The organism is Ruegeria sp. ABM4_193 (assembly GCF_056158705.1).
The window spans coordinates 2,846,762-2,873,718 of record NZ_JBSWTT010000001.1 but is presented as its reverse complement, the minus strand read 5'-3'; the positions used below and the strand labels follow the sequence as shown (position 1 = coordinate 2,873,718).

Here is a 26,957-nt window from a genome sequence, read left to right as displayed (position 1 = left end):
TGATCACATAAGTGGATGATAAGCGCGCGCTCTTCCGAAACCCAAACTGCCACACATGACCGGGTGTACCGGGCTCTGCGATCCAGAATCATGCATGGTGAGATGGCACCGGGTCAGGCTCTGACCTTGCGTGGAATTGGGAAGGAGTTCGGCGTCTCAATGACGCCAGCGCGCGAGGCGGTGCGCCGTCTGGCTGCTGAAGGTGCGCTGTTCCTGTCGACCTCGGGCCGCGTATCGACCCCTGAGCTGACAAATGACCGGATCGAGGAGTTGGCGGCGTTGCGTGCGTTGCTAGAGGTCGAGTTGGCCAGCCGGGCATTACCTCGCGCGCATATCGCACTGATTGATAGGTTGCAGAGCATCAATATGACCGTTGCTGAAATGGTGACCAAGCGGGATGCGGTTGGCTACATTCGGTCAAACCTGGAGTTTCACCGTACTTTGTACCTGCGTGCGCAAGCGCCTGCGATGCTGGCCATTGCCGAAACGGTCTGGTTGCAATTGGGACCAACAATGCGGGCACTGTATGGGCGTCTGCGGCGGACCGAGCCCCCGCATTATCACAAGCTGATCATTGCTGCGCTAAAGGCCGGGGACGAGCCCGGTTTGCGACTGGCGGTTCGCTCGGATGTAACGCAGGGGTTGCGTTTGCTGGTAAGCTGAGCGGCTTCCCGCCGACATCACAATGCTGCCCATTCACGGCATCACGCTTCTGGCTTGTGGGGTTCTGCTGAGGTACGCTTGTGCCAAATCACAAACAAGAGCAGACCCCAACCATGATTACACGCCGTGCCTTTTCTATTTGCCTTGGATCATCGCTATTGGCTGCCTGTTCGGGCGGCAGTGCTCCGTCAAGCGCCCCTGCATCGCGCATGCGGGCGGTTCCAAACGCTGGTTGGGACGCCTGGGTTGCCGGGTTCAAGACCCGCGCGTCATCGCAAGGAATTTCACAGACCACACTTGATCAGGCATTCCGCGGGGCAGGGTATCTGCCCGACGTGATTGAGCGCGACCGCAACCAGGTCGAGTTCAAGCGCTCGCTCGAGGATTATCTGGCCATTGCTGCATCGGATGAACGGATTGAAACCGGTCAAAAGGTGCTTCGACAGTATAACGGCACCCTGTCGCAGATCGAAGCGCAGTACGGCGTGGACAAGGAAGTTGTCGTGGCTGTGTGGGGTCTGGAAAGTCGCTATGGCGCGCGTCGCGGCGATGTGCCCGTGATCTCAGCCACTTCGACGCTGGCCTATGACGGACGGCGCGGCGCGTTTTTTGAAAAGCAATTAGTGGCGGCATTACGTATTCTGCAAGAAGGCGACACAACACCCGCCAACATGACCGGCAGCTGGGCCGGGGCAATGGGGCATACGCAGTTCATTCCCACCTCATACCTTGCTTATGCTGTGGATTTCACCGGTGACGGGCGACGCGATATCTGGTCCGAGGATCCGACGGACTCGCTGGCTTCTACGGCGTCGTATCTGGCGCGCGCCGGTTGGGTGCGGGGTCAACCTTGGGGTGGAGAGGCCGGAACCGTATCCGGCACACCCGTCGCTGTGCTGCAACCTCAGACGCCGGGGCCGCGTATTGCCGTGTTCCGCAATTTTCAAGTGATCAAGCGCTATAACAACTCGGACAGCTACGCGATTGGTGTGGGCCATCTGGCCGACAGGATCGCAGGTGGCGCGCCGTTTCAGGCCTCGTTTGGGCCGGACGCAAATGGTCTGACATTAGAAGACCGTAAAGAGTTGCAACGCCGTCTGACATCCGCCGGGTATGACACCAAAGGCGCAGATGGGGTGATCGGCAAGAACACCACATCCGCCATCAGCGCTTATCAAAGCGCCAATGGACTGTCTGTCACGGGTGAACCTTCGGTTGGATTGTTGCGCCGCTTGGGCGGCTGACGGTTACGCCGCCAGCCCTTTTGAACCGATATCCAGGAATTTCTGACGGCGGTCCTGAATCAGGGCCGCTGCATCCTTGCCGTCCAGCTCTTGCAGCATGGCGGTGATGGCCGAGCGTACGGCTTCCACGGCTGCCGGACGGTCGCGATGCGCGCCGCCTTTGGGTTCAGTGATAATCCGGTCGCACACGCCCAGCTTATAAAGGTCCTGCGCGGTCAAACGAAGAGCTTCGGCGGCTTCGCGCATCTTTTCAGCGTCTTTCCACAAGATCGATGCGCAGCCTTCGGGCGAAATCACCGAATAGACCGAGTGTTCCAACATCGCGACGCGGTTTGCCGTCGCAAATGCCACAGCGCCGCCTGACCCACCTTCACCAATGATGACAGAAACCAAGGGCACGCCAATCTTCAGACACATCTCAGTTGAACGCGCGATGGCTTCTGATTGGCCGCGTTCCTCGGCCCCTTTGCCGGGGTAGGCGCCGGCAGTATCGATCAAGGTGATGACCGGCAGTCCAAAACGTCCGGCCATCTCCATCAGGCGAACGGCCTTGCGATACCCTTCTGGCCGGGCCATGCCGAAATTACGCTCAATCCGCGATTTGGTGTCCGAGCCTTTTTCGTGCCCAATCACCATCACCGGCTTATCGTTGAATCGTGCCAGGCCACCAATCACGGCCAGATCGTCTGCAAAGTTGCGGTCACCTGCCAGCGGCGTGAATTCAGTAAACAACGCATCCACGTAGTCGTTACAATGCGGACGTTCCGGGTGACGCGCCACCTGGCATTTCCGCCAGGGGGTCAGATCGGCATAAAGCTCGTCCAGCAGCTTGGAGGCTTTGGCGTCCAGAGCGGCAGCTTCTTCAGCTACGTCCATTTCTTCGTTTGCGCGGGCCAGCGCGCGCAGCTCTTCAGCTTTGCCTTCAATCTCGGCCAGCGGTTTTTCGAAATCCAGATACTGGGTCATGACGCCTCTCAACGCGGAAGTTCTTTGCTATATGACCTGACGTTCGCCGGGATGCAACTCAGCAAGATTTGTGGGCTGGGGATATGCGACTACGGATTGGCAGCAAGAAGGAACGACACGGATGCCCACCAGCTATGAAGACCGCGTGTTGCGCGTACTGGCGTATATCCATGACAACCCCGCCGGGGACCTGTCTTTGGATGTGCTTGCTGACGTGGCGGCGATGTCACGGTTTCACTGGCACCGGGTGTTTCGCGCCCTGACCGGTGAAACCTGTGCACAGGCGGTGCGCCGGGTGCGCCTGCACCGTGCCGCCACATGGCTGGTACAGTCAGATAGGGCGATTTCTGATATCGCGTTATCTGTCGGATATCCCAATCCAAGTTCCTTTGCGCGCGCCTTTTCTGAGGCTTATGGCAGCAACCCCGCTGCCTTTCGCAAGGCGGGTCAATTTCGGCCTGCTCATCCTGATTTCAAAACCGGAGGATATCCGATGCATCCTGTTACCACACGTACTGAACCCGCCCGCCGCGTCGTCGCGCTGCCGCATAAAGGGGCCTATTCCGAGATCGGCAAAAGCTTTGAAGCGTTTGGGGCAATGTGCGAATCCCGTCAGCTTTGGCCGCAGATTGGGCCTGTGCTTGCGATGTATTTTGATAGCCCCGATGACGTGCCAGAAGATCAACTGCGCAGCTATGCAGGAGCTGAGTATCGGGGCGAAGAAACCCCAGAAGGTCTGGACGAACTATCGATACCCGGCGGCAAGACGGCTGTGCTGACCTACAAAGGGCCATATTCAGGGATCGCGGCGGCCTATCACAGCCTGTTCGGTAATTGGCTGCCGGAGTCTGGTGAAGAACCTGCGGATCAACCTTGTTACGAGATTTACCTCAACGATCCGCGCGATACAGCGCCCGAGGATTTGCTGACCGAGATCTGCTTACCTTTGAAGTGATCTACGACGATTCGGCAGGGTTCGTTTGGGGCCCTGTCGGTTTCTCTTTCTTTGAAGTTTCTGGCATTTCACTCCGAAATAGAAACGCGCGGCAAAGGCGCTTCCTTAAGGCTTGTGTCGATCGATCAATCGCTTTCCCCTAAGCCTCCGGTCTTACGATGATCTGCCGCGCGGATACGATCCATCAGGGTTTCATTCCATTCCAGATTTTCTTCAGGTGAGGCCAGTGGATTGGCCTGATCAACTTCCAGCAGAAAGGTCGCGCGCATCGGCATCAGGCCATCCACAACCACCATCTGCTCTTCTGTGGGTGCAATCGACAGCATCCCGGTCAAGCGGACCGGTTCGTGGTAGTAGGTCGGTGTCCAGTCGTCGTTCAGCAGCACGCGGATCATCTGGTTTGGCGGTGGCGGGGGCCTGTGGCTACACATACCTGGCTCGGGCACCAGATAAGCGACAGGATGACCATCTGCGTCCGGTGGCGCGGGAATCGCAAAACCGTCCAGAGTGATGGTTTGACCATCATGCAATGGGTTACCGGCTGTTCCCGCAACTGTGCGCCTCTGGATGACAGCCTCGCGCTGGTTCAGCATCCAGTCGACATCAATCTGATCTTGTGCCAGCGCGGCTTCTGTCTCGTTCAGCAACTCTTGCCATTTGATGCGTTCTTCAGCGCTGCCGGTATTTTGTTGCAACCTGACCCGTAAGCGTACGGCAAACTGTAGGTCGTCCATCTGCTCAGCGCTGAGGTCGCGAAAAGGGTCTTCAAACACCTGCGCGGAGGGGTCGGGAAGGTCAGACCATTCAAGCGCAATTCCGGATGCCGCGAGCGAGGGTTGCGTTGCAAAGGCCAGCGCGGCCATGGTTGCATACCTGAGCCAGTTCCGCATGCACCTTCTCCGAAACGATCATCGTTAGAATAGTCTTAGGCCATTCCAGCGCAGTCTTGTAGGTTGCTTCTGTATTTGTGATGTCACTTGCCGCGCGCGCGTGGATCAGCGTTTTCCGGGGTCTCGGGTATCAATTGGATATTTGTTGGAAACATCTATGCAATTCGGCTTGCAAAGGGAATTTGTCACGAAGCCTTTGACGCTGCAGCAAAACTTTGGGCGCACTTCACAGGGTTGTGATTCACATATGCAACATTCTCGTGAATGCTGCAATTCTGTCTCTTTTCCGCCGAAATTTGTGCTGATAAGCGTTGGATTAGTGTTGGGGTGGTAAAAAGTGCGAGTGGGCAGATGAGAGCCGGTGCAAACGGTCAAATAGCCATTTCATGGAAGCAGACAGAGCTTGATGAGCTCGAAGCGCCGCCTTGGGCGTTTCTGGTCGTTGGAGCAGCGTGGTCCTGGCGGGGTCAGGCCGTTTTCCTGACGAATGACGTCGAGCAGGCAATTGAGCGATCCGGCAGTGCAGGTGCGATCACATCTGTGACAAAGGATCGGTTTGCCGTTGTTCGTGATGTTACCGGAGACGTGTGCGGCTCAGTCGTGTTGACCAACGGTGCACAGCGGTTCAGAGCGGATCTGGTCGTACAAGAGGGCGAAATTGACCCGACATTTGTGTTTGTCGACGGATGTCCGCCACGGGATCAGGCATTTTGGGTCAGCGAAGTAAATGACTTCGCTGCATCAACATTTGCTCAGCCTACTTATGACTCGACAGTTGTAAGCTTTCCACGTCAGGCCGCATCGCGGCAGACCTAAGCCCAATCGCCACCCGGCTTTCCGCTGGCCGGTTACGGGCCGCACTCTTTTGATGCGTTTGCACTTAGCTACTGATGCGTTTGCACTTAGCTACATCCCTTTCTGATTTCGCTTATTGACTCTGTGAACTCTGCGGATATAAGCGCGGCTTCATTGGTGTTGGTGGCCCCCGCAAGGGGATGCCTGTCATGGGGGAAACCTCAAGAGGACAACGCCCTTCATAGTGGCCCTTTAGGGCTTCGTTCAAAACGAAGGAGATCAGCCGTGACCAAACGCACGTCTGCCAAGTACAAAATCGACCGCCGGATGGGCGAAAACATCTGGGGTCGTCCGAAATCCCCGATCAACCGTCGTGAATACGGCCCCGGCCAGCACGGCCAGCGCCGTAAGGGCAAACTGTCGGACTTCGGTCTGCAGCTGCGCGCCAAGCAGAAGCTGAAAGGCTACTATGGCGACCTTACCGAGAAGCAGTTCCGCCGCATTTATGCTGAAGCCGAGCGTGTCAAAGGCGACACCGGTGAAAACCTGATCGGTCTGCTGGAGCGCCGCCTGGACGCCGTTGTCTACCGCGCCAAGTTCGTTCCGACCGTGTTTGCTGCACGTCAGTTCGTGAACCACGGCCACGTCAAAGTGAACGGTAAGCGGGTCAACATCCCCAGCTACCGCGTCAAAGAAGGTGACGTGATCGAAGTGCGTGACAAGTCCAAGCAACTGGCCATCGTTTTGGAAGCTGCTGCTCTGGCCGAGCGGGACGTGCCCGATTACATCGACGCTGACCACTCGAAAATGACCGCGACTTTCGTCCGCGCACCGGGCCTGAGCGATGTGCCTTATCCGGTGATGATGGAACCGAACCTGGTCGTCGAATTCTACGCGAAGAACTAATCTTCGCCGACACCAAGAATTTCGAGGCCGCGCAAGTTGCGCGGCCTTTTTTTATGCCGCGCTTTGCGCTTTAAGGTCTTGCCGTGGAGAAACACCGAACTTGCGGGAGTACTCGCGGCTGAATTGGGTCGGGCTTTCATACCCCACGTCAAAGGCCGCTTGCGAAACACTGAACGATCCATGAGACAGTAGGCGGCGCGCCTCCAGCAATCTGAGTTCTTTTTGGTATTGCAGTGGTGATCTGGCGGTCACCTCTTTGAAATGCGTGTGAAAAGCTGAAACGCTCATGCCTGCAATTTGCGCAAGCTCGGACACGGGCAGTGAGGTTTTGAAATCCGTCTGGATAACGTCAATGACCCGCGCGATCCGGCTGGCTGCACTGTCGCGCCATAGCATTTGCCGCAGCATTCCGCCGTGATCGGCCTGTAGCAACCTGTAATGGATCTCACGGCTGATCATTGGGGCCAGAACCTTTGCCTCGATCGGGCTCTGGCTGGCGCGAAACAGGCGGGTCATAGCATCGATCAGATCGGGTGAGGCTTGGGATGCAGCCAGGCTATGCGCCGCTTCAATTTTTCCGGGGGTGGATCCGACCTCATCATATAGGCTGCGCAAGGTGGACAGATCGAGTGAAAGAACGAGGCCGACATAGGGTGCCTGACGGCTGGCTTCAGTGACGGCTGCCATGACGGGAACTGAATGGCTGACGATCAGGGAGTCCCCGGCTCCGAAATGGATAAGCCGATTGCCAATACGTGTTTCTTTCTGCCCTTGTAGAACCAGGCAGACAATAGGTTCATAAACCTGTGCTTCGATGGACTTGGTTTTAACGTCGTGCAGAAGTGCAAAGCCTTCGAGCGCAGTCGGGTAAAACGGCGCGTCTTCTGCTTCTTCTGCTACAAAATTGCAGATTTCCGTGATCAGTTCGGATTGACTCAGGTTGGTCTGTCTCATGTGCTCAGTATAATTAGTGGAAAACTTGGCGACCAGTAGAATTCCGAAAAGCTGGAGAATTAGGCAAGTAATGCGGAGAATTTGGCAGGCGCGGAATGGAAGAACAGCATATGTCTCGGGCAGGCTAATCACTTCGGAGAAAGATCATGGCACAGACCATCCTCATCACCGGCGCGTCGTCTGGTATCGGCAAAGTCACGGCTCTACGGTTTCAAAAGCAAGGTTGGAACGTCATTGCCACCATGCGCAGCCCGGAAAAGGAAACCGAGCTTTCGCAATTGGAAAACGTTCTGGTTACGCGTCTGGACGTAACCGACGAAGCTTCGATCACAACGGCCGTTGCAGACGGGATCGCGCGGTTCGGCCAGATCGATGTTCTGCTGAACAATGCGGGGTATGGGGCCTATGGGCCGTTGGAGGCGTTCCCGTTGGACCGCATTCGCCGGCAATTTGACACCAACGTCGTCGGTCTGCTGGCCGTAACCAAAGCGGTATTGCCGCATATGCGGGCAAACGGGTCTGGCTGCATCGTGAACATTTCTTCCATCGGCGGTCAGATCACCTTCCCGCTTGGGGCGCTGTATCACGGCACGAAGTTCGCAGTCGAAGGTCTGTCAGAGTCGCTGCACTACGAACTCGCTGCGGCTGGCATCAAGGTCAAGATTGTCGAGCCCGGGCTGATCGCCACAGATTTCGGCGGCCGCTCGTTTGATTTCGTTAATGATGAAAGTATGACGGAATACCAGCCGGTGGTTCAGGCCCTGTTCGGCACTTGGGGCTCTGAAGAGATGGCATCGCGCACCTCACCACCCAGCGTTGTGGCCGACGTGATCTGGGAAGCGGTGACCGATGGGACTGACACCTTGCGGTATCGCGCGGGCGAAGATGCGGTCGAATATCTCGACAACCGCAAGGCGCTGGACGATGCAACCTTCATCGGTGGAATGAAAACAATGCTCGGGCTGGCCTGAGGTCTAGATCGGCAGCGGTCGCCCTTCGGCGATCGCTTCCATCGCGAAATACGAGGTCACACTGTCCAGTTCGACCTTTTCGATCAGGCGTTGGTAGACCTTGTCATAAGACGCCATATCTTCAGTGACGACTTTCAACTGGTAATCGTAATCGCCGCCAATGCGGTGAAAATCCACGACTTCTGGAATTGTCAGAACATGGCTGCGAAACGCCTGAAGCCATTCGGCCGAATGATGCCGTGTGCGCAGCATGACAAAGACCACTAAGCTCAGCCCTAGTTTCTCGCGCGCGATACGAGCGGTGGATCCAATCAGGACGCCATCTTCGTTGAGGGCCTTCAATCGCCGCCAGCAGGCATTTTGAGAAAGACCAACGCGATCTGCCAATTCCCGTTGGGATAGGGTGGCGTCCTTTTGCAGTTCTTTCAGAATGCGCGTGTCAATTTGATCTAATTTTGAAGTCATACTTGATCATATGACACAAAATTTTCGAAATCTACGCAAAGATAGGTGAAGTTTCCCCGGTGCGAATAAATCACATTGGTTGGGCAGTTAGGAGCCCATGCCATGACCCTGTCCAAATTTCGTGCGGATCTTTGTTCGACCACTCACAATTCCAACCTGCGCGATGGGTTGATCGGAGAAAATGTTCTGATCCCGGGTCTGCTTGGGGACGTACCGCTTGTCTATGCGGATTACGTCGCTTCGGGCCGTGCCTTGCGGCAGGTCGAAGACTATGTCGCGCAGCATGTGTTGCCGTTCTACGCGAACAGCCATACCGAGGCCTCCTACTGCGGTTCTTACATGACACGTCTGCGTCGCGAGGCGCGCAATGAGATAGCCCGCCTTATTGGTGCGAGGGGAGAAGACGCGGTGATCTTCACCGGGTCCGGTGCCACGGCGGGGCTCAACCGGTTGGTCAGTTTGTTGGGAGTGGAAGAGGCTGACCAGCCGGTTGTTTTAATCGGACCTTACGAACACCATTCAAACATTCTGCCATGGCGCGAGAGCAAGGCGCAGGTGGTCGAAGTCCCTGAAGGCGAAGGTGGGGCTGTAGATCTGCAAGCGCTGGAATCTGCTCTTGAGGCTCATGCAGATGCCGATCTGTTAATCGGGTCATTCTCAGCGGCGTCCAACGTGACCGGCATCATAACCGACCCTGATCCCGTAACGCGTTTGCTCAAGGCACATGGGGCTTTGGCCGTGTGGGACTATGCCGGCGGTGGGCCGTATCTGCCGATGGATATGGGGCCAGCAGATGCCCGCAAGGATGCGATTGTGGTGTCGCCACACAAGTTCCCGGGTGGTCCGGGCGCATCGGGTGTTTTGGTCGTAAATCAAACTGCTGTGCAGCGCGATTGCCCAAGCTGGCCAGGTGGCGGCACCGTCAGTTTTGTATCGCCCTGGCGCCACGATTACAGCGCCGATCTGTCAACGCGGGAAGAGGCCGGAACGCCGAATGTGATCGGAGACATCCGTGCGGCGCTGGCGTTCATCGTGAAGGATGTGATTGGAACAAAGGAAATTGCCGAGCGCGAGGCGCAGTTCAACCAGATGGCTCTGGAAGTTTGGCAGGACAACCCGCACCTGACTTTGCTTGGGGTCGATAACCCGCATCGCTTGCCGATCTTCTCGTTCCTTGTTCGCGACAATGCTGGACAACCGGTGCATCAGCAGCTGTTCACCCGGATGCTCAGCGACATCTATGGTATTCAGGCGCGCGGTGGCTGTGCCTGCGCAGGGCCATACGCGCATCGCTTGCTGGGTATTGATCGTAAAGCCTCAGAGGCATTGCACGCGGCCTTGTCTGCGGGGGAAGAGATGAAGAAGCCCGGCTGGGTGCGGCTGAATTTCTCGTATCTGATGAGCGAGGAAACGGTACAGTTCATCATCGATAGCGTTAATGACCTGTCCCGCCGGACCGAGGAATTTGCGCCGTATTACGATGCCGACCCGGCGACCGCGCGCTTCAAAGCCGCATGATGGAATTGCCGCTTTTCTCAACCCGTTGAGACAGGTATGAGAGGCCCATTCAACGGAGCCTCTCAATGACCAAGATCACCCCTCAACCCGGCATTATGGACATCGCGCTCTATCAGGGCGGCCAGTCGCATGTGGCCGGGGTGGAGCATGTGATCAAGCTGAGCTCGAACGAAAACCCGTTCGGGCCAAGCCCCAAGGCGATTGAGGCGGTACGCGACAGTGCTGCCACGTTGCATCGTTATCCCAGCACCGACCACGCAAGCCTGCGCGCAGCAATCGGCGCGCGCCACGGGCTGGACCCGGCGCGGATCATCTGCGGTGTCGGCAGCGACGAGGTGTTGCAATTCATCGCTCAGGCCTATGCGGGGCCGGGGGATGAGGTGATTTACACCGAGCACGGGTTCTCGATGTACCCAATCATCGCCCGTATGGCGGGCGCGACGCCGGTCATGGTAGCCGAGCGTGACCGCAAGGTGGATGTGGATGCCATTCTGTCGGCAGTGACAGGGCAGACGCGGATCGTGTTTGTTACCAACCCGGGCAATCCGACCTCGACCATGATCTCGAATGACGAACTGGAACGGCTTGCACAGGGGCTGCCTGACACTTGCCTGATGGTTCTGGACGGGGCCTATGCCGAGTTTGTGGATGGGTTCGACGGCGGTGCATCGCTTGTGGACGCCTATGAGAATGTCATCATGACCCGAACTTTTTCCAAAGTTTACGGGCTGGGTGGAATGCGGGTTGGCTGGGGCTATGCGCACCAATCAATTATCGATGTGCTGAACCGGGTGCGCCAGCCATTCAACCTGTCACTCACTGCTTTGGCAGCGGCAGAGGCTGCGGTGAACCACGTCGAGTTTCTGTCCTTTTGCCAATCGGAGAACGCACGTCTGCGTGTGTGGTTGGCAGAGGAACTTGCCAAGATCGGCGTGCCCTCTGACCCGTCCTGCACCAATTTCATCCTTGCACGGTTTGCTGATCAGGCCGAGGCAGAAGCCTGCGACGACTACCTCAAAACGCAGGGTTTGATTGTCCGCCGGGTTGCGGGCTACAACCTGCCGAACGCCTTGCGGATCACCGTCGGCGACGAAGAAGCCTGCCGCCGAGTGGTTGCGGCGATCACTGCATTTAAGAAGGGCGCAGCATGAGCCAGATTTACGACCGTGTTGCGCTGATCGGGCTGGGCCTGATTGCTTCGTCCATGTTCTGGGCCATCAAAAGGGCAGGGCTGGCCGGTGAAGTCACAGGCTATGCCCGGTCCGAGGCCACGCGAGACACTGCGCGCAGGATCGGACTTTGCGACCGCGTGTGCGATACCGTGCAAGAGGCCGTTGAGGGCGCCGATCTGATTGTACTCTGTGTCCCGGTTGGGGCGATGGGGGCTGTCGCAGAAGAGATTGCACCCGTTTTGAAACCCGGCGCGACAGTATCGGATGTCGGATCGGTCAAGCGCCACGTGATCAACGCTGTGCAGCCGCACATCCCCGAAGCCGTGCATTTTATCCCGGCACACCCGTTGGCAGGGACCGAACATTCCGGCCCGGAATCTGGCTTTGCAGAACTATTTGACAACCGCTGGTGTCTGCTGGTCCCGGTCGAGAACTCGGACCCCGAGGCGATTGCCCGCCTACGTGCGTTGTGGGAAGGCATGGGGTCAAACGTCGATGAAATGGATGCAGGTCACCATGATCTGGTGTTGGCCGTGACCTCTCATGCGCCGCACCTGATTGCCTATACAATGGTTGGCGTGGCGGACGATCTGCGACGCGTAACCGACAGCGAAGTCATTAAATATTCGGCCGCCGGTTTCCGGGACTTCACCCGCATCGCAGCATCCGACCCGACCATGTGGCGGGATGTTTTCCTGTCCAACAAGGATGCGACGCTGGAAATTCTGGGCCGCTTCACCGAAGAGCTATTTGCGCTGCAACGGGCCATCCGGACCGGCGACGGAGAGCATTTGTTTGACTACTTCACCCGCACCCGTGCTATTCGTCGCGGCATTATCGATGCGGGGCAGGACACGGATGCTCCGGACTTCGGACGAGGGAAAGCGGGTTCATGAAGCTAGGCTGGAGGCACGTTCTGATCGGGGTTTTGGCTGCTGCGGCTATGACGTCACAGGCTGCGCCTTTGGAACAATCCCTTGTGCCTTTGTCGCGCCCGGCGTCGGACCAGACGGCCTTGCCAGCCGCTTCTCAACCCACAGTGCGGCCGATGCCTCGCCCGATTGCACCGCAGGTCACAGCCGCCGCAATGCGCCCGTCGGATCTGCCGCTCAGACCCTTGATGCGCCCCAAATGGCTGGAACAAGAGGTGCTGTTCAAAAAGCGCAAGCTGCGGAAAAGCTCAGTTTGCGGTGACATCGCAATTCAGGGCAAACCCGTGGGTCGGGTCGGCAAAAAAAGCTCAGCTTGTGGCGTTAAAGATGCAGTTCAGATCACTTCGGTTTCGGGCGTCGTGCTCAGCCGTCCTTCGACAATGGATTGCGGCACCGCGATTGCGCTGAACAAATGGGTCGACAAAACGGTCAAGCCTACCTTCAAACGTCGTGGCCCTGTGATCGAATTGCAAGTGGCTGCCCATTACGCCTGTCGGACGCGTAACAATCGAAAAGGCGCGCGGATATCTGAGCATGGCAAGGGGCGCGCGATCGATATATCTGGGTTCAAAATGGCAGATGGAGAGGTGGTGACCGTTCTAAACGGTTGGCGCAAGAACCCCTCGCAGAAACAACTCAAGAAAATCTGGCGCGGCGCGTGTGGGCCATTTGGCACCGTTCTGGGGCCGAATTCAGATCGCTATCACCGGGATCATTTCCATCTGGACACGGCCCGCTACCGCAGCGGACCTTATTGTCGCTAACGCAGGATCAAGCGCGGGGCAGGTCCCAAGGGCAAAGGTCCAAGTGCCACAAACCCGTCGCGGAAGTTTAACCGCAAGTCCAGTGCATTCGGGTTTCCACCTAGCCCAGCCATAAAGTTGAGCGCGCGCGTAACCGGATCGACAGCTTGGTCCGGCAAGGCACCCGCTGCATTAGCCATGGCGATCATGTCCCGCCAATTTTCCGCTTTGACCGCAATCTCTCCCGTTGGGATTCCTTGCGTATCCACATCCAGCGCACCGGTTGCAAACAACCTGAGCCCACCCCACTTGGCCTCGGCGAGCTTTAGGTCGATCCTGACCGGTTGAGGACGACCCTGTTCCAGCGCGGACCGGTCCCAGGGCTTGTCGAATGCTGCCACCATATCCAATTCCAGCGTGTCGAAGGACTGCGGTAGCGAAGTGGCGGATTCCATAAGGTTGCGCAGGTCATCACCGGGCGTGAAGCCATCCACGCGAACAACCATGCTATAAGCCTCGGGGGTTGCGGTTTGTTCCATCAGCAGTTCCAGCGTTCCGCCTGCGGCCAAAGCCTGCGCGTTCTCGGTAATGGACCAGGGGCCTGCTGTCAGTGCCATTTTTTCCAAAACCAGCGCGACGCCGGGCCGCAATTGCAAGTGCGCCTGCAGCGCGTCTGCCTCGATCGTTGCGGTCTGGTCAAAGTAAGACAGGCGCTGCGGTGTATCGGCAAAGCGCAGGATCTGACGCCCGGGCCAGATCGCGGGGCTTTCAAATTCAATCCAATCTGCGCTCCAGGCGGTGCCCGTTACTGGGTCGGCAAGGGCTGGATTGTTCAACCGTGTCGTGTGGTGGGTCGGATAACCCGCCGTGGCAGCGTCCGAGAAGTCCGCTTGCCAGCCCAGCTCTTGCTGCTGATCAAACCAACCGGTGATGGCATTGCGCAACCCATATCCGGCAATGAACCAATATGCGCTCCACAGAACGGCGATAAAGATGAACACTCGTAATAGACGACGCATGAGCTTTGGCCCTTTTTCCTGCCTCGGATTTGATGTTTATAGGCCGAAACAGGCAAGGACCAGTGCAATGACGATGTGGGTATTCGGATATGGATCGCTGCTGTGGAATCCGGGCTTTCCGGTGGCGCGCAGCGAACGCGCAACGTTGCACGGTTTTGCCCGGTCCTTCTGCATGAGTTCCATCCACCATCGCGGGACCGAAGAAAACCCGGGTCTGGTGCTGGCGCTGGACGAGCAGGCAAACGCAAATTGCACGGGTCTGGCCCTGGCGGTTGAAACTGGCCACGAAGACCGCACCCTGCACGAGTTGCGCGAACGCGAACTGATTTCTTCGGCCTATGTCGAGCGGATGCTGGATGTGCATCTGGAAACCGGAGACATCGTCAATGCCGTCACCTATGTGATCGATGCCGACCACGTACAGTATTGCGGTGGGATGCCGTTAGAGGAACAGGCCCAGATCATCGCCCACGCGATTGGTGGGCGCGGTCCCAACGACGAATACCTGTACAATACCGCCGAACATCTGGCCGAGATCGGTCTGCGCGACCCCGATCTTGAGTGGTTGGCGCAACGGGTGCGCAGCATCTCCGCATAAACTCTTGGCGTCACCCGCGGAATTTCGCTAGATTCGCCGCAGAGCAGGCAAAGACCGGGAACCACGCGCATGGCGCAGGCACATCAGGGCGCGAGACCCCATTTCTCGCATCCAACACGACAAATCTTGTTGATGTTGATGGCAATCGGCCTGTCCGGGCTGGGTGTATTTCTGGCGCTGCCTTACGTGCTGCCGGTATTCTTCGCCAACCCGTATCTGAACGGATTCATCTTGCTGGTCTTCCTGATCGGCGTTTTTGCGTGTTTTTATCAGGTGACACAGCTGATTGGGTCCGTCCGCTGGATCGAGGCTTTTGTCGGTGGCGTGGTACGCGAAGACGCCCGCACACCGCAACTGCTGGCCCCCTTGGCGTCACTTCTGCGCGAACGGGGTGCCCGGTCTCAGATCAGTTCTACTTCGACCAGATCCATTCTGGATTCCGTGGCTGAGCGGGTCGAGGAAGAGCGGGAAATTACCCGCTATATCACCAACGTTCTGATCTACTTGGGTCTTTTGGGCACATTCTTTGGTTTAGCGACAACCGTTCCAGCCATTGTCGACACCATCCGCAGCTTGAACCCGCAGGAGGGTGAAGAAGGTCTGGCCGTCTTCAACCGACTGATGACCGGGCTCGAGGCGCAGTTGCAGGGCATGGGCGTGGCGTTTGGTTCGTCTCTGCTAGGTCTGGCCGGGTCTTTGATCGTTGGTCTGTTGGAAGTCTTTGCGGGTCACGGGCAAAACCAATTCTATCGCGAGCTTGAGGAATGGTTGTCATCGATCACCCGCGTTGGATTTGCCAGCGGCGAAGACGGCGGTGCCGAGATCGCCGTACTGACACCTGTTCTGGATGCCATGTCCGAACAGATGGACGCGATGCAGGATCTGTTTTCCGCTCAGGAAAGTGAGAGGGCGGAGGTTTCCGCCAAGCTTGGGCAACTGGTTGATGTGATCGGTGAGATGAACAATCGCCAAGCCAATAGCGAAAGTGTCACTTCGGCTTTGGAGCGCGTAGCCCTTGGGCAGGACGCGCTTTTGGATCACATGCGCGATCATGGTGCAGGTGAAGGCATCGATGCCGAAAGCCGTATGCGCTTGCGTTCGATGGATGTGCAATTGCTGCGGATTCTCGAAGAGATTTCAGCGGGTCGACAGGAAAGTATGAACGAGTTCCGCAAGGACATCGAACTTTTGGTCAAGGCCCTGACTCTGCCGCGCGGTGCGGTGCGCACCACGCCGGAAGGAGAATAATCCATGGCGCTGTCCCGCCGCACCGGTCAACGGTTCCAGGGCTCGGTCTGGCCCGGATTCGTGGATGCGATGACGGGGCTGTTGATGGTGCTGACCTTTGTCCTGACCATCTTCATGGTGATCCAGTTTGTTCTGCGCGAAACCATCTCGGGTCAGGAAGACGAACTGACCACGTTGGCCGACGAAGTTGCGGCGCTTGCTGGTGCTCTGGGTTTGGAAGAGCGTGAGAACAGCCGTCTGCAGGCCCGCCTCGGGGCGCTCAACACAACCTTATCGCAAGCCGAGGACGATTTGGCCCAAGCGCAATCGCTGATCGCATCGCTGACCACCGAACGCGACCGGCAGGCCGCGGCGCTAGACCAAGCTCAGACGCGGATCACCGATTTCGAAGCACAGGTTGCTGCTTTGCTGGCTGAACAGGAACAGGCGCTGGGCAATATTGCGGCGCTTGAGACACAGCGCGAGCAATTGCTGTCCGAGCAGGAGGCATTGAACCTCGCTCTGGCCCAAAGCCGTGAAGAAATTGATGCGCAGACCGAAGCCGCCCGACTGGCTGCTTCGCGTCGCGAAGCGCTGGAAGCTTTGGTCGCGGATCTGGAACAAAGCGGTGAGGAACGTGCAGCGCAAATCACGACCCTTGAACAGCAACTGAGCGACGAAGAAGCCGCCCGCCTAGCCGAAGCTGCCGCCGCTGAGGCGTTGCGAAATCGGCTGCAAGACGCGGATGCTGAGCTGACGGCCATGACCCTTGCATTGGAAGCGCAACGCCAAGAGGCCGAAGACACACTGACACTGCTGGCCGCCGCTCAAGCTGCGCAGGCCGAGTTGCAGCGCAGGTTCGGCGATCTGGATCCGGACGCGTTGAAGGCTCAGCTTGAAGCCGCGTTGCAGGCGCAGACGCAAGCGCAAGCTGATGCTGACGAACAACGCACTCTGGCTGAACAACGTCAGGCTCTTCTGGCATTGGCCGAGTCGACATTGTCTGATGAAAAAGAAATCTCGGCCGAGGCACAACGCGAGGCGGCCTTGTTGAACCAACAAATCGCCGCCCTGCGCGGGCAGTTGGGGTCGTTACAGGCCTTGCTCGACGATTTTGAAGAGCGGAATGAGGCCGCAGAGATTCAGATCCAAACTTTGGGGCAGGATCTGAACGCGGCGCTGGCCCGTGCCGCATCTGAAGAACGCCGCCGCCGCCTGTTGGAAGAAGCCGAACGCCTGCGCCTTGAGGCCGAAGCCGAAGCACTGGCCGGTCAGAATGAAGAACTGGCAGCGCAGGCAGAAGACCTTCAACGCTATCGTTCGGAATTCTTCGGTCGTCTGCGGGATGTCCTTGGAGATCAGGAAGGCGTAAGGATCGAAGGCGACCGGTTTGTGTTCTCGTCCGAAGTTCTGTTCCCAACGGGTTCGGCCGTGCTGTCCACCGAAGGACGGCAAGAGGTTGCCAAAGTCGCAAACATCCTGCGCAGCGTTGCGGCTGAGATTCCGACCGGATTGAATTGGGTGATCCGCGTTGATGGCCACACCGACAACGTCCCGCTTGCTGGCAGTGGCCGATACCGCGACAACTGGGAGCTCAGCCAGGGTCGTGCGCTTTCGGTGGTACGTTACATGGTCGACGCGCTGGGCATCCCGCCAAACCGTTTGGCCGCCAATGGGTTTGGTGAGTTTCAGCCGGTCAATCCAGCTGACACACCCGAAGCCCGCGCGCAGAACCGCCGGATCGAACTAAAACTGACCGAGCGGTAATCCGGCCAATCCGTGACTTAGACGGGCCTGTCTTAACGGGATTTCATCTTATGGCCGATGAAAATTGGCGCATGAACCCTATATCAAACCATAGGTTGATTGGAGTTGTGCGTGACAAACAAGGCGACAGATGTACACTTAGCGGTCCGTAACGCCCTGCGAGCCCCTTATCAGCGCGTAGCCTTGTGCCAAACCCCACAAGGAAACAGATTTTGGCTGAAACGCATCGAACGCTTCGCGCCCCATCTCTGGCTGGTGAAGGGCAAACCCGAACAAGCCTTCGACAGAGACCGATCTTCTCACCGGTTCCTGTGGAACTACGGTGCACCGGTCCCCAGAATTGTGGCGGAAGGCAAAGGGTACTTCGCTGTCCAAGACGCCGGAGCCAGCTTGACAAAGGTTTGCGCTGACAAATCAGTTACGAGCACTGAAAAACTCAGAGCCTGTCGTGCTGCTGGTCAGGCGCTGGCAAGGCTGCATGCGATGGATCTGGTCCATGGGCGCCCGGCGTTTCGGGATATGTGCTGGGATGGACGTCAAATTCGCTTCATTGATTTTGAGTATTTTACGCCCACCAAAGCCGGTCGGCTTCGCAAAGCCCGCGACCTGGGTATTGCGACCCTGTCATCTCTGGCACAGGGCGGTATGGGCTTATACTACGCCTATAGTGTGCTGTCTGCTTACGTTGCGGCGCGGGGCAGGAAACCAAAAGCGCTGCCGGTGCCATATCCTGTGGCGGTGCGAAACAGTCACCCGCGTATTCGGTGACGGATGCGACAGTTCGCGTTACTGTCGTCCAAACTTAAAGCTTTGATCCGGTGTGCCCATGAAACACCGAGGCACCACAGGATAATCCTCGGTCAGGAAATAGGCATAGGTTCCGCTGGGATACTCGGCTGATACGGTGAAAGCGCCGTTGCATTGGTCCAAATTGCCGTGACCCTGAGCATATGCATAGTCTTCGTTAAAAGTGCCGTCGTATCGACCGTTCGGCTGGGAACCTCCGGGCCTGTTTCCGGACTTCAGGCGATAGGACGATTTCATTTCAGTTACTTTGCCATCGATTTTTCCAGTCATCGCATAGATTGGAAATCCGTCAGCGGCATATCCTATCAGGGGTGAATGATCTGAAGGGGACCATCCCAACAGTTCGATCAGCCCGGTCGGCACACCGTGATAGTGGTACTTTCCGTTCGGCTGAACATGTGCGTAATTTGCATCCAAACCCAGCGCAATAGCACCGCCCAACGCGTTGTAGGACCACCCCGATCCCGGGTCACCATGCCAGAACTCGGCAGCCAGTGGGTCGAACACGACCCCGTTGAGAGAGACGCCAAAATTCCAACCCATGCGCAGCGGTGTGGAGGTTCCTTTGGCAGTAGGGTTCGCTGGAAGCTTGAGCTTAACCTTCTGCGTTTCAATTTGGTGTGGATTTCCCCGGTTTGGAAACTGGCCAACCAGATGATCGGGAATTCCGTTGCCTGTCACTTTGATCTTGCTGCCTTTCTCTTTCACCGAGGCAATGTTTTCCCCGGGATCAACAGTTGCAGGTACCAATCTTAGAGGTTCAGTTGCCGTCTCGTCGTGATAGCGGAACCTGTGTTGTGCTGTTGCAATTGCCGCTACTGCAGACAGCGCAAAGGCAGCGCCCCAGACAACTGAAATCTTGCTCATGAACCAAACCCTGCTTTTTGCGTTCGTTATTGAGAGTTTCACGCAGCAAGACCGAAGTTCCGTCGAACTTTAAGGGAATAATAGAAAAAAGCCCGACGATTTGGACCGCCGGGCTTATTTAACACTTTGTTTTCGGGTCAATCTGCCGTCAGCAGCGGAGGCTTGTCACCGGGGATGCGCGGCTGATCCGGGCCCAGAATCTCCAGATCCAGGTCGCCCTTTTTGACCGAGACACGAACCACGCCACCCTTGGCCAGCTTGCCAAACAGCAGCTCTTCGGCCAGAGGTTTCTTGATGTGTTCCTGAATGACACGGCCCAGCGGACGCGCACCCATCTTGTCGTCGTAGCCTTTGTTGGCCAGCCATTCGGCGGCTTTGGGTGTCAGATCAATAGTCACGCCGCGATCCAGCAATTGAGCCTCAAGCTGCAAGACGAACTTCTCGACCACTTGCAAGATGACCTCTTTCGGCAGCGGTGCGAACGAGATCACTGCATCCAGACGGTTGCGGAATTCCGGCGTGAACATGCGTTCGATCGCTGCGGTGTCTTCGCCTTCGCGACGGTCGCGACCAAAACCGATGGCTGCCTTGGCCTGTTCCTGCGCGCCCGCGTTCGAGGTCATGATCAGCACCACGTTGCGGAAGTTCACCGTGCGTCCGTTGTGATCCGTCAGCTCGCCATGGTCCATGACCTGCAACAGGATGTTGAACACATCCGGGTGTGCTTTCTCGATCTCATCCAGCAGCAATACACAATGTGGATGCTGGTCGACACCGTCGGTCAGAAGACCACCCTGATCGAACCCGACATAGCCCGGAGGCGCACCAATCAAGCGGCTGACTGCGTGTTTCTCCATGTATTCCGACATGTCAAAGCGCAGCAGTTCAACACCCAGCGTATCCGCCAGCTGCTTCGCAACCTCGGTCTTACCCACACCGGTCGGACCCGCGAACAGGTAGTTGCCGATGGGTTTCTCAGGTTCGCGCAGACCGGCACGGGCCAGTTTGATCGCGCTGGACAAGGCCTCGATGGCCAGATCCTGACCAAAGACCACGCGCTTCAGCGAAGCTTCTAGGTCCTTCAACACTTCAGCATCGTCTTTGGTGACGTTCTTTGGCGGGATACGGGCGATTTTGGCAACAACGGCCTCGATCTCTTTCACGCCAATGGTCTTGCGACGCTTGCTTTCAGCCAGCAAATGTTGTGCGGCACCGGCTTCATCGATGACGTCGATCGCCTTGTCCGGCAGCTTGCGGTCATTGATGTAACGCGCAGACAATTCCACTGCGGTTTTGATCGCGTCAGCGGTGTATTTGATCGCGTGATGCTCTTCAAAATAGGGCTTCAGACCCCGCAGGATTTTCACGCTGTCTTCGACCGAAGGCTCATTCACGTCGATCTTCTGGAACCGTCGGCTCAGCGCGCGGTCTTTTTCGAAGTGTTGACGGAATTCCTTGTACGTGGTCGATCCCATGGTGCGCAGTTTGCCACCCTGAAGCGCAGGCTTCAGCAGGTTCGAGGCATCCATCGCCCCGCCTGATGTTGCACCTGCACCAATCACGGTGTGGATCTCGTCAATGAACAGAACCGCATCGGGATGATCTTCCAGCTCGGTGACAACGGCCTTTAACCGTTCTTCGAAATCACCGCGATAGCGGGTTCCGGCCAGCAGCGCGCCCATGTCCAGTGAGTAGATCGTGGTGTTGGCAAGAACATCAGGTGCCTCTCCTGCCACGATTTTGTGCGCAAGACCTTCGGCGATGGCGGTTTTACCCACGCCCGGATCGCCAACCAACAGAGGGTTGTTCTTGCGGCGGCGGCACAGCACCTGGATACAGCGTTCTACCTCTGCCGAGCGTCCGATCAGCGGATCAACGTCCCCTGCGCGGGATTTCGCGTTCAGGTCGACGCAGTATTTCCCAAGCGCGCTTTCTTTCTGCTCGGCCTCGCCAGATGTTGTCTGAGCGTCTTCTTCCACCTGATCTGCGCCCGAAACCGAGCGGCTTTCGCCATAAGCAGGGTCCTTGGCCACGCCATGAGCGATGAAATTGACCGCGTCGTAGCGGGTCATGTCCTGTTCTTGCAGGAAATAGGCGGCATTGCTTTCGCGTTCGGCGAAAATGGCGACCAGTACGTTGGCGCCGGTCACTTCGGTCCGGCCCGAGCTTTGTACATGGATCGCAGCGCGTTGAATCACGCGTTGGAACGCGGCCGTTGGAACGGCTTCTGATCCGTCGATATCCGTGACTAGATTCGAAAGATCCTCGTCAATGAATTCCACCAGAGTGCTGCGCAAATCGTCCAGATCGACGCTGCACGCTTTCATGACGCGCACCGCATCGGGTTCTTCCAGAAGCGCCAGCAGCAGATGCTCTAGCGTTGCAAATTCATGACGCCGTTCATTCGCAGCCGCCAAGGCCGCGTGGATGGCTTGTTCCAGTGTGCTCGAGAATGAAGGCACGCGGGTGCTCCTCTGTCTTGGGTCAGAAGGGGGCGGGCTTGCGGCCGGAACCCCATCCCAACCATGTCCTCATACTATTAGAGTTTGGTTGATCGGCGTCCGGCTTCAAGGGTTTTCTTTCACTTGACAGTCACATTTGTTGTGACCGTGGCCGTGAAGAGGGTCAAATAGGCATCAGAAGCGGTCTTTTCTACCCCGGATCTCCGCAAATACGGCCTCGGGCCTCGCGCCTGTCATGCCTAAATGGGCTTGAATCGCCGGGTCAGCCGCCCTCAGGAACGGGTTTGTGGCCTTTTCCAATGCCAGAATCGACGGAACCGTGGCCTCTCCGGCTGCTCGTGCCCGGTCAGTGTCAGCGATGCGCGCCTCTAGGTCCGGGTTGTCCGGATCGACGGTAATCGCGAATTTTGCATTGGATTGTGTATATTCGTGTCCCGAACATACCAGTGTGTCATCAGGCAGGGCCGCCAGTTTACTCAAAGATGCCCACATTTGTTCTGGCGTGCCCTCGAACAGACGACCACAGCCCAGCGCCATGAGACTGTCGGCGGTGAATACCGCGGCACTTTGAGGCATGTAGTATGCGACATGCCCCACAGTGTGGCCGGATACATCCAGAACCTGAACTGGTTCCCCTCCGATTTCAAAGCTGTCGCCCTCGGTCACCTGCAGATCCAGTGGTGGTAAGCGATGGGCATCCGCCGCGGCTCCGATAACCTGTGCAGGGTGTTTTTCCAGAATACCTGCCAGCCCGTCGACGTGATCCCAGTGGTGATGTGTCAAAAGCACATGCGAAAGCGCCCATCCTTTATCATCCAGCGCCTGCAGAATCGGTGCAGCCTCGGGGGCGTCAATTAACGCGGTTTGGCCACTTGTGGCGTCGTGGGCCAGAAAGGCGTAATTGTCGCTCAGGCATGGGATTGTAACGATCTCAAGAGGCATGGCTTTTTGCCCTTTCATTGCTAGACTGCGCCCAGCTAAGCCGATTGACCGGATGTCCGCAATGCATCTTGATGTGCAGGATCTGAGGAACTTTTACTACCGCAGCACGTTGGGGCGTGCAGCGCAGGCGGCCATTCGCGGGCGTTTGTTAGAGCTTTGGCCCGAGGCCAAGGGTCAGACAGTGGCCGGATTCGGCTTTGCTGTGCCCTTGCTGCGCCCGTACCTGGCCGATGCGCGCCGCGTCATTGGGCTGATGCCTGGACCTCAGGGCGTAATGCCCTGGCCTGCGGGGATGCCGAATGTCTCTGTTCTGACCGAAGAAACGCTTTGGCCAGTTGAAACCGGTCATGTGGACAAGCTTGTTGTGATGCATGGGCTGGAAACGTCAGAGAGGCCGAACCAGTTGCTGGATGAATGTTGGCGTGTTTTGGGACCCGGAGGTCGGGCCGTGTTCATCGTTCCCAACCGCGGTGGTCTGTGGTCACGCACTGACAAAACGCCGTTTGGCTTTGGGCGTCCTTACACAGCCACGCAGCTGGAAAACCAGCTTAAGGCGCATCACTTTCTGCCCGAGGCGCACTGTTCGGCGTTGTACCGGCCACCTTCGTTCCGCCGCTTTTGGCTGAAATCCGGAAGTTTGATCGAAAAAACCGGACAAAGAATTCCCACTGTGATGGCAGGCGGTGTGCTGATGGTTGAGGTCAGCAAGCACATACGCCCCCCCAGCGGAAGCGTGACCAAAGATGCAGTCAAAAAGCCGATTAAGGCACTGGACGGCTTGTTGAAGCCTGCGTGACAATCACGGGCTTTCCGACGCGGCAATAATGCGGGAAAAAAGTCACAGGAATCGCAAAAACCTGCATATTCGTAACATTTTTCAACTGAGCCAACGGGTTCAAACGGTCGCACTTGAGCTAAGTGCATGAAAAGTAACGTTTTGTGGATAAATATGTTACCGCTATAGCGTATTGCTTGGTTCGAACACCTCTGCTACATCCCCGGTGATTTTGATCCCCGCCCTTTATGGACGGGGTTTCTTCACGCCCCCGGGTAGCTGCCGCACGCGAATTCGGGGCCTCAAATATCGGAAGGGTGGACGTGTCCGAACCAGCTTCGATTTCCACGGGCATTGCCGAGCGCTATGCTACGGCGATCTTCGAGATCGCAAAAGAGAACAAAGACCTCGCAGGTCTGGAATCTGGCATCAATGATCTTGCAGTAGCACTGGGCGACAGCGCAGAGTTGCGCGACCTGATCGCCTCGCCGCTGGTTTCCCGCGCCGAGCAGGAAGGTGCAATCACCGCTATTGCCGACAAAATGGGTCTGAACGCGATTCTGCGGAATACGCTGGGCCTGATGGCGCAGAAGCGCCGCCTGTTTGTTGTGCCGCAGCTGGTTCAGGTTCTGCGCGACATGCTGGCTGACGAGCGTGGCGAAGTGACGGCCGATGTTGCCTCGGCCAAGGCGCTGACCAAAACACAACTGGAAAAACTGTCCAAGACGCTGTCCGAGCGTGTGGGCAAGACCGTGACTATCAATGCGACCGTGGATGAAAGCCTCATCGGCGGTCTTGTCGTTAAAGTGGGCTCGAAGATGATCGATAGCTCGATCCGTTCGAAGCTGAACTCCCTACAGAATGCAATGAAAGAGGTCGGATAAATGGGAATCCAAGCTGCAGAGATTTCTGCAATCCTGAAGGACCAGATCAAGAATTTTGGTCAGGAAGCCGAAGTGGCCGAAATCGGCCGCGTGCTGAGCGTCGGTGACGGGATTGCCCGTGTATACGGCCTGGACAACGTGCAAGCGGGTGAGATGGTCGAATTCCCCGGTGGCATCATGGGCATGGCCCTGAACCTGGAAAGCGACAACGTTGGTGTCGTTATCTTCGGTTCTGACCGTGACATCAAAGAAGGTGACACTGTTAAGCGCACCAACTCGATCGTGGACGTTCCGATTGGTGACGAGCTGCTGGGTCGCGTTGTTGACGGTCTGGGCAACCCGCTGGACGGAAAAGGTCCGATCAACGCGTCCAAGCGTGGCGTTGCAGACGTCAAAGCGCCCGGCATCATCCCGCGCAAATCGGTGCACGAGCCGATGGCAACCGGCCTGAAATCGGTCGACGCGATGATCCCGATTGGCCGTGGCCAGCGGGAACTGATCATTGGTGACCGTCAGACTGGTAAAACCGCCGTTGCTCTGGACACCATCCTGAACCAGAAAGTTTACAACGACGCAGCAGGCGACGACGAGTCGAAGAAACTGTACTGCGTTTATGTCGCGATTGGTCAGAAGCGTTCGACCGTTGCGCAGCTGGTGAAGAAACTGGAAGAGTCCGGCGCGATTGAATATTCGATCGTTGTGGCCGCGACCGCGTCCGACCCGGCACCGATGCAATTCCTGGCACCTTACGCCGCGACCGCGATGGCTGAATACTTCCGTGACAACGGCCGCCATGCGCTGATCATCTATGATGACCTGTCGAAGCAGGCTGTATCCTATCGTCAGATGTCCCTGCTGCTGCGTCGTCCGCCCGGACGTGAAGCGTATCCGGGTGACGTTTTCTACCTCCACTCGCGCCTGCTGGAACGTTCGGCGAAGCTGAACGAAGATTTCGGCGCAGGCTCGCTGACCGCTCTGCCGGTTATCGAAACTCAGGGTGGTGACGTTTCGGCGTTTATTCCGACCAACGTGATCTCGATCACCGACGGTCAGATCTTCCTTGAAACCGAACTGTTCTATCAGGGCATCCGTCCTGCTGTGAACACCGGTCTGTCGGTTTCTCGTGTGGGTTCGTCGGCCCAGACCAACGCGATGAAATCGGTTGCTGGCCCGGTTAAGCTGGAACTGGCTCAGTACCGCGAAATGGCGGCCTTTGCCCAGTTTGGTTCGGACCTCGACGCCGCAACTCAGCAGCTGCTGAACCGTGGTGCGCGTCTGACCGAGCTGATGAAACAGCCCCAGTACTCGCCGCTGACCAACGCGGAAATCGTCTGCGTCATCTTCGCAGGTACCAACGGTTACCTCGACAAGATCGAAGTCTCGGATGTTGGCCGCTATGAAGCCGGTCTTCTGGCACACCTGCGTGGCAAACATGCGGACCTGCTGAAGTGGCTCACCGACGAAGATCCGAAGATCAAAGGTGATGCGTCCGACAAGATCAAGGCAGCGATCGACGAATACGCCGCAACCTTCGCTTGATAGGAGGTTCCGATGCCTAGTCTGAAGGACCTTAAAAACAGGATCGAGTCGGTCAAATCGACCCGCAAGATCACCAAGGCCATGCAGATGGTCGCGGCTGCAAAACTGCGCCGCGCCCAGGAATCTGCCGAAGCCTCGCGCCCCTATGCCGAACGGTTCAATGCCGTGATGGCGGGGCTGGCGGCTTCGGTCGGGGGCAGCGACAGCGCCCCTAAGCTGCTCCGTGGTACGGGCAGTGATGATGTCCATCTGCTGGTTGTGATGACAGCTGAACGCGGCCTGTGTGGCGGCTTCAACGCGAACATCGCCAAGCTTGCCCGCGCCAAAGCGGAAGAGCTGCGCGGCAAAGGCAAGTCGGTCAAAGTTCTGACCGTCGGCAAAAAAGGCCGCGACGCGCTCAAGCGTGACTTGGGCGATCTGTTCGTCGGACATGTGGATCTGAGCGAGGTCAAGCGTCTGGGTTATTCCAACGCGCAAGACATCGCGAAGGAGATCCTGTCTCGTTTCGACGGGGGTGAGTTCGACGTTGCCACGATCTTCTACTCGAAGTTCGTCAACGTTGTGACCCAGATCCCGACGGCACAGCAAGTCATTCCCGCGTCGTTCGAAGACGAAGCGGCGGGTGACGACAGCGGTGCAATTTTCGACTACGAGCCCAGCGAAGAGGCCATCCTGGCCGACTTGCTGCCCAAGGGGGTTGCGACCGCGATCTTCTCGGCTCTGCTCGAAAACGGAGCGTCTGAACAGGGTGCACGGATGTCCGCGATGGACAACGCGACACGCAACGCGGGTGAGATGATCGACAAGCTGACGATCCAGTTCAACCGCTCGCGTCAGGCCGTGATCACCAACGAGCTGATTGAAATTATTTCCGGCGCCGAAGCGCTGTAAGAAAA

Annotated in this window: 26 protein-coding genes; 18 read left to right on the top strand and 8 right to left on the bottom strand. The window is 57.4% G+C overall.

Going from position 1 to position 26,957, the window contains the following annotated elements; genetic code table 11:
* Positions 1–15: 15 nt before the first annotated feature.
* Both ACXADZ_RS14385 and ACXADZ_RS14380 read left to right on the top strand, forming a co-directional pair.
* On the top strand, positions 16–663 hold the full coding sequence (locus tag ACXADZ_RS14385) for a GntR family transcriptional regulator (RefSeq protein ID WP_171091790.1): 648 nt from the start codon (positions 16–18) through the stop codon (positions 661–663).
* 113 nt (positions 664–776) lie between these two features.
* The gene (locus ACXADZ_RS14380; protein ID WP_475197344.1) at positions 777–1,907 is read left to right on the top strand and encodes a lytic murein transglycosylase; all 1,131 of its coding nucleotides are present in this window, start codon (positions 777–779) and stop codon (positions 1,905–1,907) included.
* A 3-nt stretch (positions 1,908–1,910) separates the two neighbouring features.
* On the opposite strand, the gene ACXADZ_RS14375 is transcribed toward ACXADZ_RS14380, so the two are convergent.
* Positions 1,911–2,873 carry an acetyl-CoA carboxylase carboxyltransferase subunit alpha gene (locus tag ACXADZ_RS14375; RefSeq protein WP_171669451.1) on the bottom strand — a complete coding sequence of 321 codons (963 nt, stop codon included), beginning with the start codon at positions 2,871–2,873 and terminating at the stop codon, positions 1,911–1,913.
* Positions 2,874–2,994: 121 nt separating this feature from the next.
* Here ACXADZ_RS14375 and ACXADZ_RS14370 point away from each other — a divergent pair, with 121 nt between their 5' ends.
* Complete coding sequence (locus ACXADZ_RS14370) at positions 2,995–3,828, top strand: AraC family transcriptional regulator (RefSeq protein WP_475197342.1); 834 nt, start codon at positions 2,995–2,997, stop codon at positions 3,826–3,828.
* A gap of 125 nt (positions 3,829–3,953) precedes the next feature.
* On the opposite strand, the gene ACXADZ_RS14365 is transcribed toward ACXADZ_RS14370, so the two are convergent.
* Positions 3,954–4,718 carry a DUF3299 domain-containing protein gene (locus ACXADZ_RS14365; protein WP_475197340.1) on the bottom strand — a complete coding sequence of 255 codons (765 nt, stop codon included), beginning with the start codon at positions 4,716–4,718 and terminating at the stop codon, positions 3,954–3,956.
* A 351-nt stretch (positions 4,719–5,069) separates the two neighbouring features.
* On the opposite strand from ACXADZ_RS14365, the gene ACXADZ_RS14360 reads away from it, so the two are divergent.
* Both ACXADZ_RS14360 and rpsD read left to right on the top strand, forming a co-directional pair.
* Positions 5,070–5,534 carry a hypothetical protein gene (locus ACXADZ_RS14360; protein ID WP_171669453.1) on the top strand — a complete coding sequence of 155 codons (465 nt, stop codon included), beginning with the start codon at positions 5,070–5,072 and terminating at the stop codon, positions 5,532–5,534.
* Between the two features lie 264 nt (positions 5,535–5,798).
* A complete protein-coding gene (rpsD, locus tag ACXADZ_RS14355; RefSeq protein WP_171091779.1) occupies positions 5,799–6,419 on the top strand; it encodes a 30S ribosomal protein S4 in 621 nt (206 codons plus the stop codon).
* Positions 6,420–6,470: 51 nt separating this feature from the next.
* Here rpsD and ACXADZ_RS14350 read toward each other — a convergent pair whose 3' ends face one another.
* Positions 6,471–7,373 (bottom strand): AraC family transcriptional regulator, encoded by a 903-nt coding sequence (locus ACXADZ_RS14350; protein ID WP_475197337.1) that lies wholly within the window; start codon positions 7,371–7,373, stop codon positions 6,471–6,473.
* A gap of 146 nt (positions 7,374–7,519) precedes the next feature.
* Here ACXADZ_RS14350 and ACXADZ_RS14345 point away from each other — a divergent pair, with 146 nt between their 5' ends.
* Positions 7,520–8,344 carry an SDR family oxidoreductase gene (locus ACXADZ_RS14345; RefSeq protein ID WP_475197335.1) on the top strand — a complete coding sequence of 275 codons (825 nt, stop codon included), beginning with the start codon at positions 7,520–7,522 and terminating at the stop codon, positions 8,342–8,344.
* A gap of 3 nt (positions 8,345–8,347) precedes the next feature.
* On the opposite strand, the gene ACXADZ_RS14340 is transcribed toward ACXADZ_RS14345, so the two are convergent.
* Positions 8,348–8,809 carry an Lrp/AsnC family transcriptional regulator gene (locus ACXADZ_RS14340; protein WP_171091768.1) on the bottom strand — a complete coding sequence of 154 codons (462 nt, stop codon included), beginning with the start codon at positions 8,807–8,809 and terminating at the stop codon, positions 8,348–8,350.
* Positions 8,810–8,911: 102 nt separating this feature from the next.
* Between ACXADZ_RS14340 and ACXADZ_RS14335 the strand changes: the two genes are divergently transcribed.
* The 4 genes from ACXADZ_RS14335 (at position 8,912) to ACXADZ_RS14320 (ending at position 13,195) form a co-directional block, all read left to right on the top strand.
* Positions 8,912–10,327, top strand: a complete 1,416-nt coding sequence (locus ACXADZ_RS14335; RefSeq protein WP_475197332.1) for an aminotransferase class V-fold PLP-dependent enzyme — start codon at positions 8,912–8,914, stop codon at positions 10,325–10,327.
* A 65-nt stretch (positions 10,328–10,392) separates the two neighbouring features.
* Positions 10,393–11,478, top strand: coding sequence for a histidinol-phosphate transaminase (gene hisC, locus ACXADZ_RS14330; protein WP_475197331.1), 1,086 nt, complete (start codon positions 10,393–10,395; stop codon positions 11,476–11,478).
* Positions 11,475–12,395: a prephenate/arogenate dehydrogenase family protein gene (locus tag ACXADZ_RS14325; protein ID WP_475197329.1), complete on the top strand. Its 921-nt coding sequence runs from the start codon at positions 11,475–11,477 to the stop codon at positions 12,393–12,395. Before hisC ends, ACXADZ_RS14325 begins: the two co-directional genes overlap by 4 nt.
* Positions 12,392–13,195: an extensin-like domain-containing protein gene (locus tag ACXADZ_RS14320; protein ID WP_475197327.1), complete on the top strand. Its 804-nt coding sequence runs from the start codon at positions 12,392–12,394 to the stop codon at positions 13,193–13,195. Before ACXADZ_RS14325 ends, ACXADZ_RS14320 begins: the two co-directional genes overlap by 4 nt.
* Here the strand turns inward: ACXADZ_RS14320 and ACXADZ_RS14315 are convergent.
* Entirely contained in the window at positions 13,192–14,193 is a 1,002-nt protein-coding gene (locus ACXADZ_RS14315; protein WP_475197326.1) for a DUF2125 domain-containing protein, read from the bottom strand. The two genes, ACXADZ_RS14320 and ACXADZ_RS14315, sit on opposite strands and share 4 nt — an antisense overlap.
* Positions 14,194–14,260: 67 nt before the next feature.
* Here ACXADZ_RS14315 and ACXADZ_RS14310 point away from each other — a divergent pair, with 67 nt between their 5' ends.
* The 4 genes from ACXADZ_RS14310 to ACXADZ_RS14295 all read left to right on the top strand — a co-directional run bounded on the left by ACXADZ_RS14310 (position 14,261) and on the right by ACXADZ_RS14295 (position 18,553).
* Entirely contained in the window at positions 14,261–14,791 is a 531-nt protein-coding gene (locus ACXADZ_RS14310; RefSeq protein WP_171091757.1) for a gamma-glutamylcyclotransferase, read from the top strand.
* Between the two features lie 69 nt (positions 14,792–14,860).
* Complete coding sequence (locus ACXADZ_RS14305) at positions 14,861–16,039, top strand: biopolymer transporter ExbB (protein WP_475197323.1); 1,179 nt, start codon at positions 14,861–14,863, stop codon at positions 16,037–16,039.
* Between the two features lie 3 nt (positions 16,040–16,042).
* Positions 16,043–17,785: a peptidoglycan -binding protein gene (locus ACXADZ_RS14300; protein ID WP_475197322.1), complete on the top strand. Its 1,743-nt coding sequence runs from the start codon at positions 16,043–16,045 to the stop codon at positions 17,783–17,785.
* A 111-nt stretch (positions 17,786–17,896) separates the two neighbouring features.
* Positions 17,897–18,553 carry a BUD32 family EKC/KEOPS complex subunit gene (locus ACXADZ_RS14295; protein ID WP_475197320.1) on the top strand — a complete coding sequence of 219 codons (657 nt, stop codon included), beginning with the start codon at positions 17,897–17,899 and terminating at the stop codon, positions 18,551–18,553.
* Between the two features lie 18 nt (positions 18,554–18,571).
* Here the strand turns inward: ACXADZ_RS14295 and ACXADZ_RS14290 are convergent, their stop codons facing one another.
* The 3 genes from ACXADZ_RS14290 to gloB form a co-directional block, all read right to left on the bottom strand.
* Positions 18,572–19,459: a YHYH protein gene (locus ACXADZ_RS14290; protein ID WP_475197319.1), complete on the bottom strand. Its 888-nt coding sequence runs from the start codon at positions 19,457–19,459 to the stop codon at positions 18,572–18,574.
* A 137-nt stretch (positions 19,460–19,596) separates the two neighbouring features.
* Entirely contained in the window at positions 19,597–21,921 is a 2,325-nt protein-coding gene (clpA, locus tag ACXADZ_RS14285; RefSeq protein WP_475197317.1) for an ATP-dependent Clp protease ATP-binding subunit ClpA, read from the bottom strand.
* Positions 21,922–22,095: 174 nt separating this feature from the next.
* Entirely contained in the window at positions 22,096–22,881 is a 786-nt protein-coding gene (gene gloB / locus ACXADZ_RS14280; protein WP_475197316.1) for a hydroxyacylglutathione hydrolase, read from the bottom strand.
* A 43-nt stretch (positions 22,882–22,924) separates the two neighbouring features.
* Between gloB and ACXADZ_RS14275 the strand changes: the two genes are divergently transcribed.
* The 4 genes from ACXADZ_RS14275 (at position 22,925) to ACXADZ_RS14260 (ending at position 26,952) form a co-directional block, all read left to right on the top strand.
* Entirely contained in the window at positions 22,925–23,659 is a 735-nt protein-coding gene (locus tag ACXADZ_RS14275; RefSeq protein WP_475197314.1) for a class I SAM-dependent methyltransferase, read from the top strand.
* 302 nt (positions 23,660–23,961) lie between these two features.
* The gene (locus ACXADZ_RS14270; RefSeq protein WP_171091740.1) at positions 23,962–24,522 is read left to right on the top strand and encodes a F0F1 ATP synthase subunit delta; all 561 of its coding nucleotides are present in this window, start codon (positions 23,962–23,964) and stop codon (positions 24,520–24,522) included.
* Positions 24,523–26,061, top strand: coding sequence for a F0F1 ATP synthase subunit alpha (atpA, locus tag ACXADZ_RS14265; protein WP_171091738.1), 1,539 nt, complete (start codon positions 24,523–24,525; stop codon positions 26,059–26,061).
* 12 nt (positions 26,062–26,073) lie between these two features.
* Positions 26,074–26,952, top strand: a complete 879-nt coding sequence (locus tag ACXADZ_RS14260; protein WP_475197312.1) for a F0F1 ATP synthase subunit gamma — start codon at positions 26,074–26,076, stop codon at positions 26,950–26,952.
* The last annotated feature ends 5 nt before the right edge of the window (positions 26,953–26,957 follow it).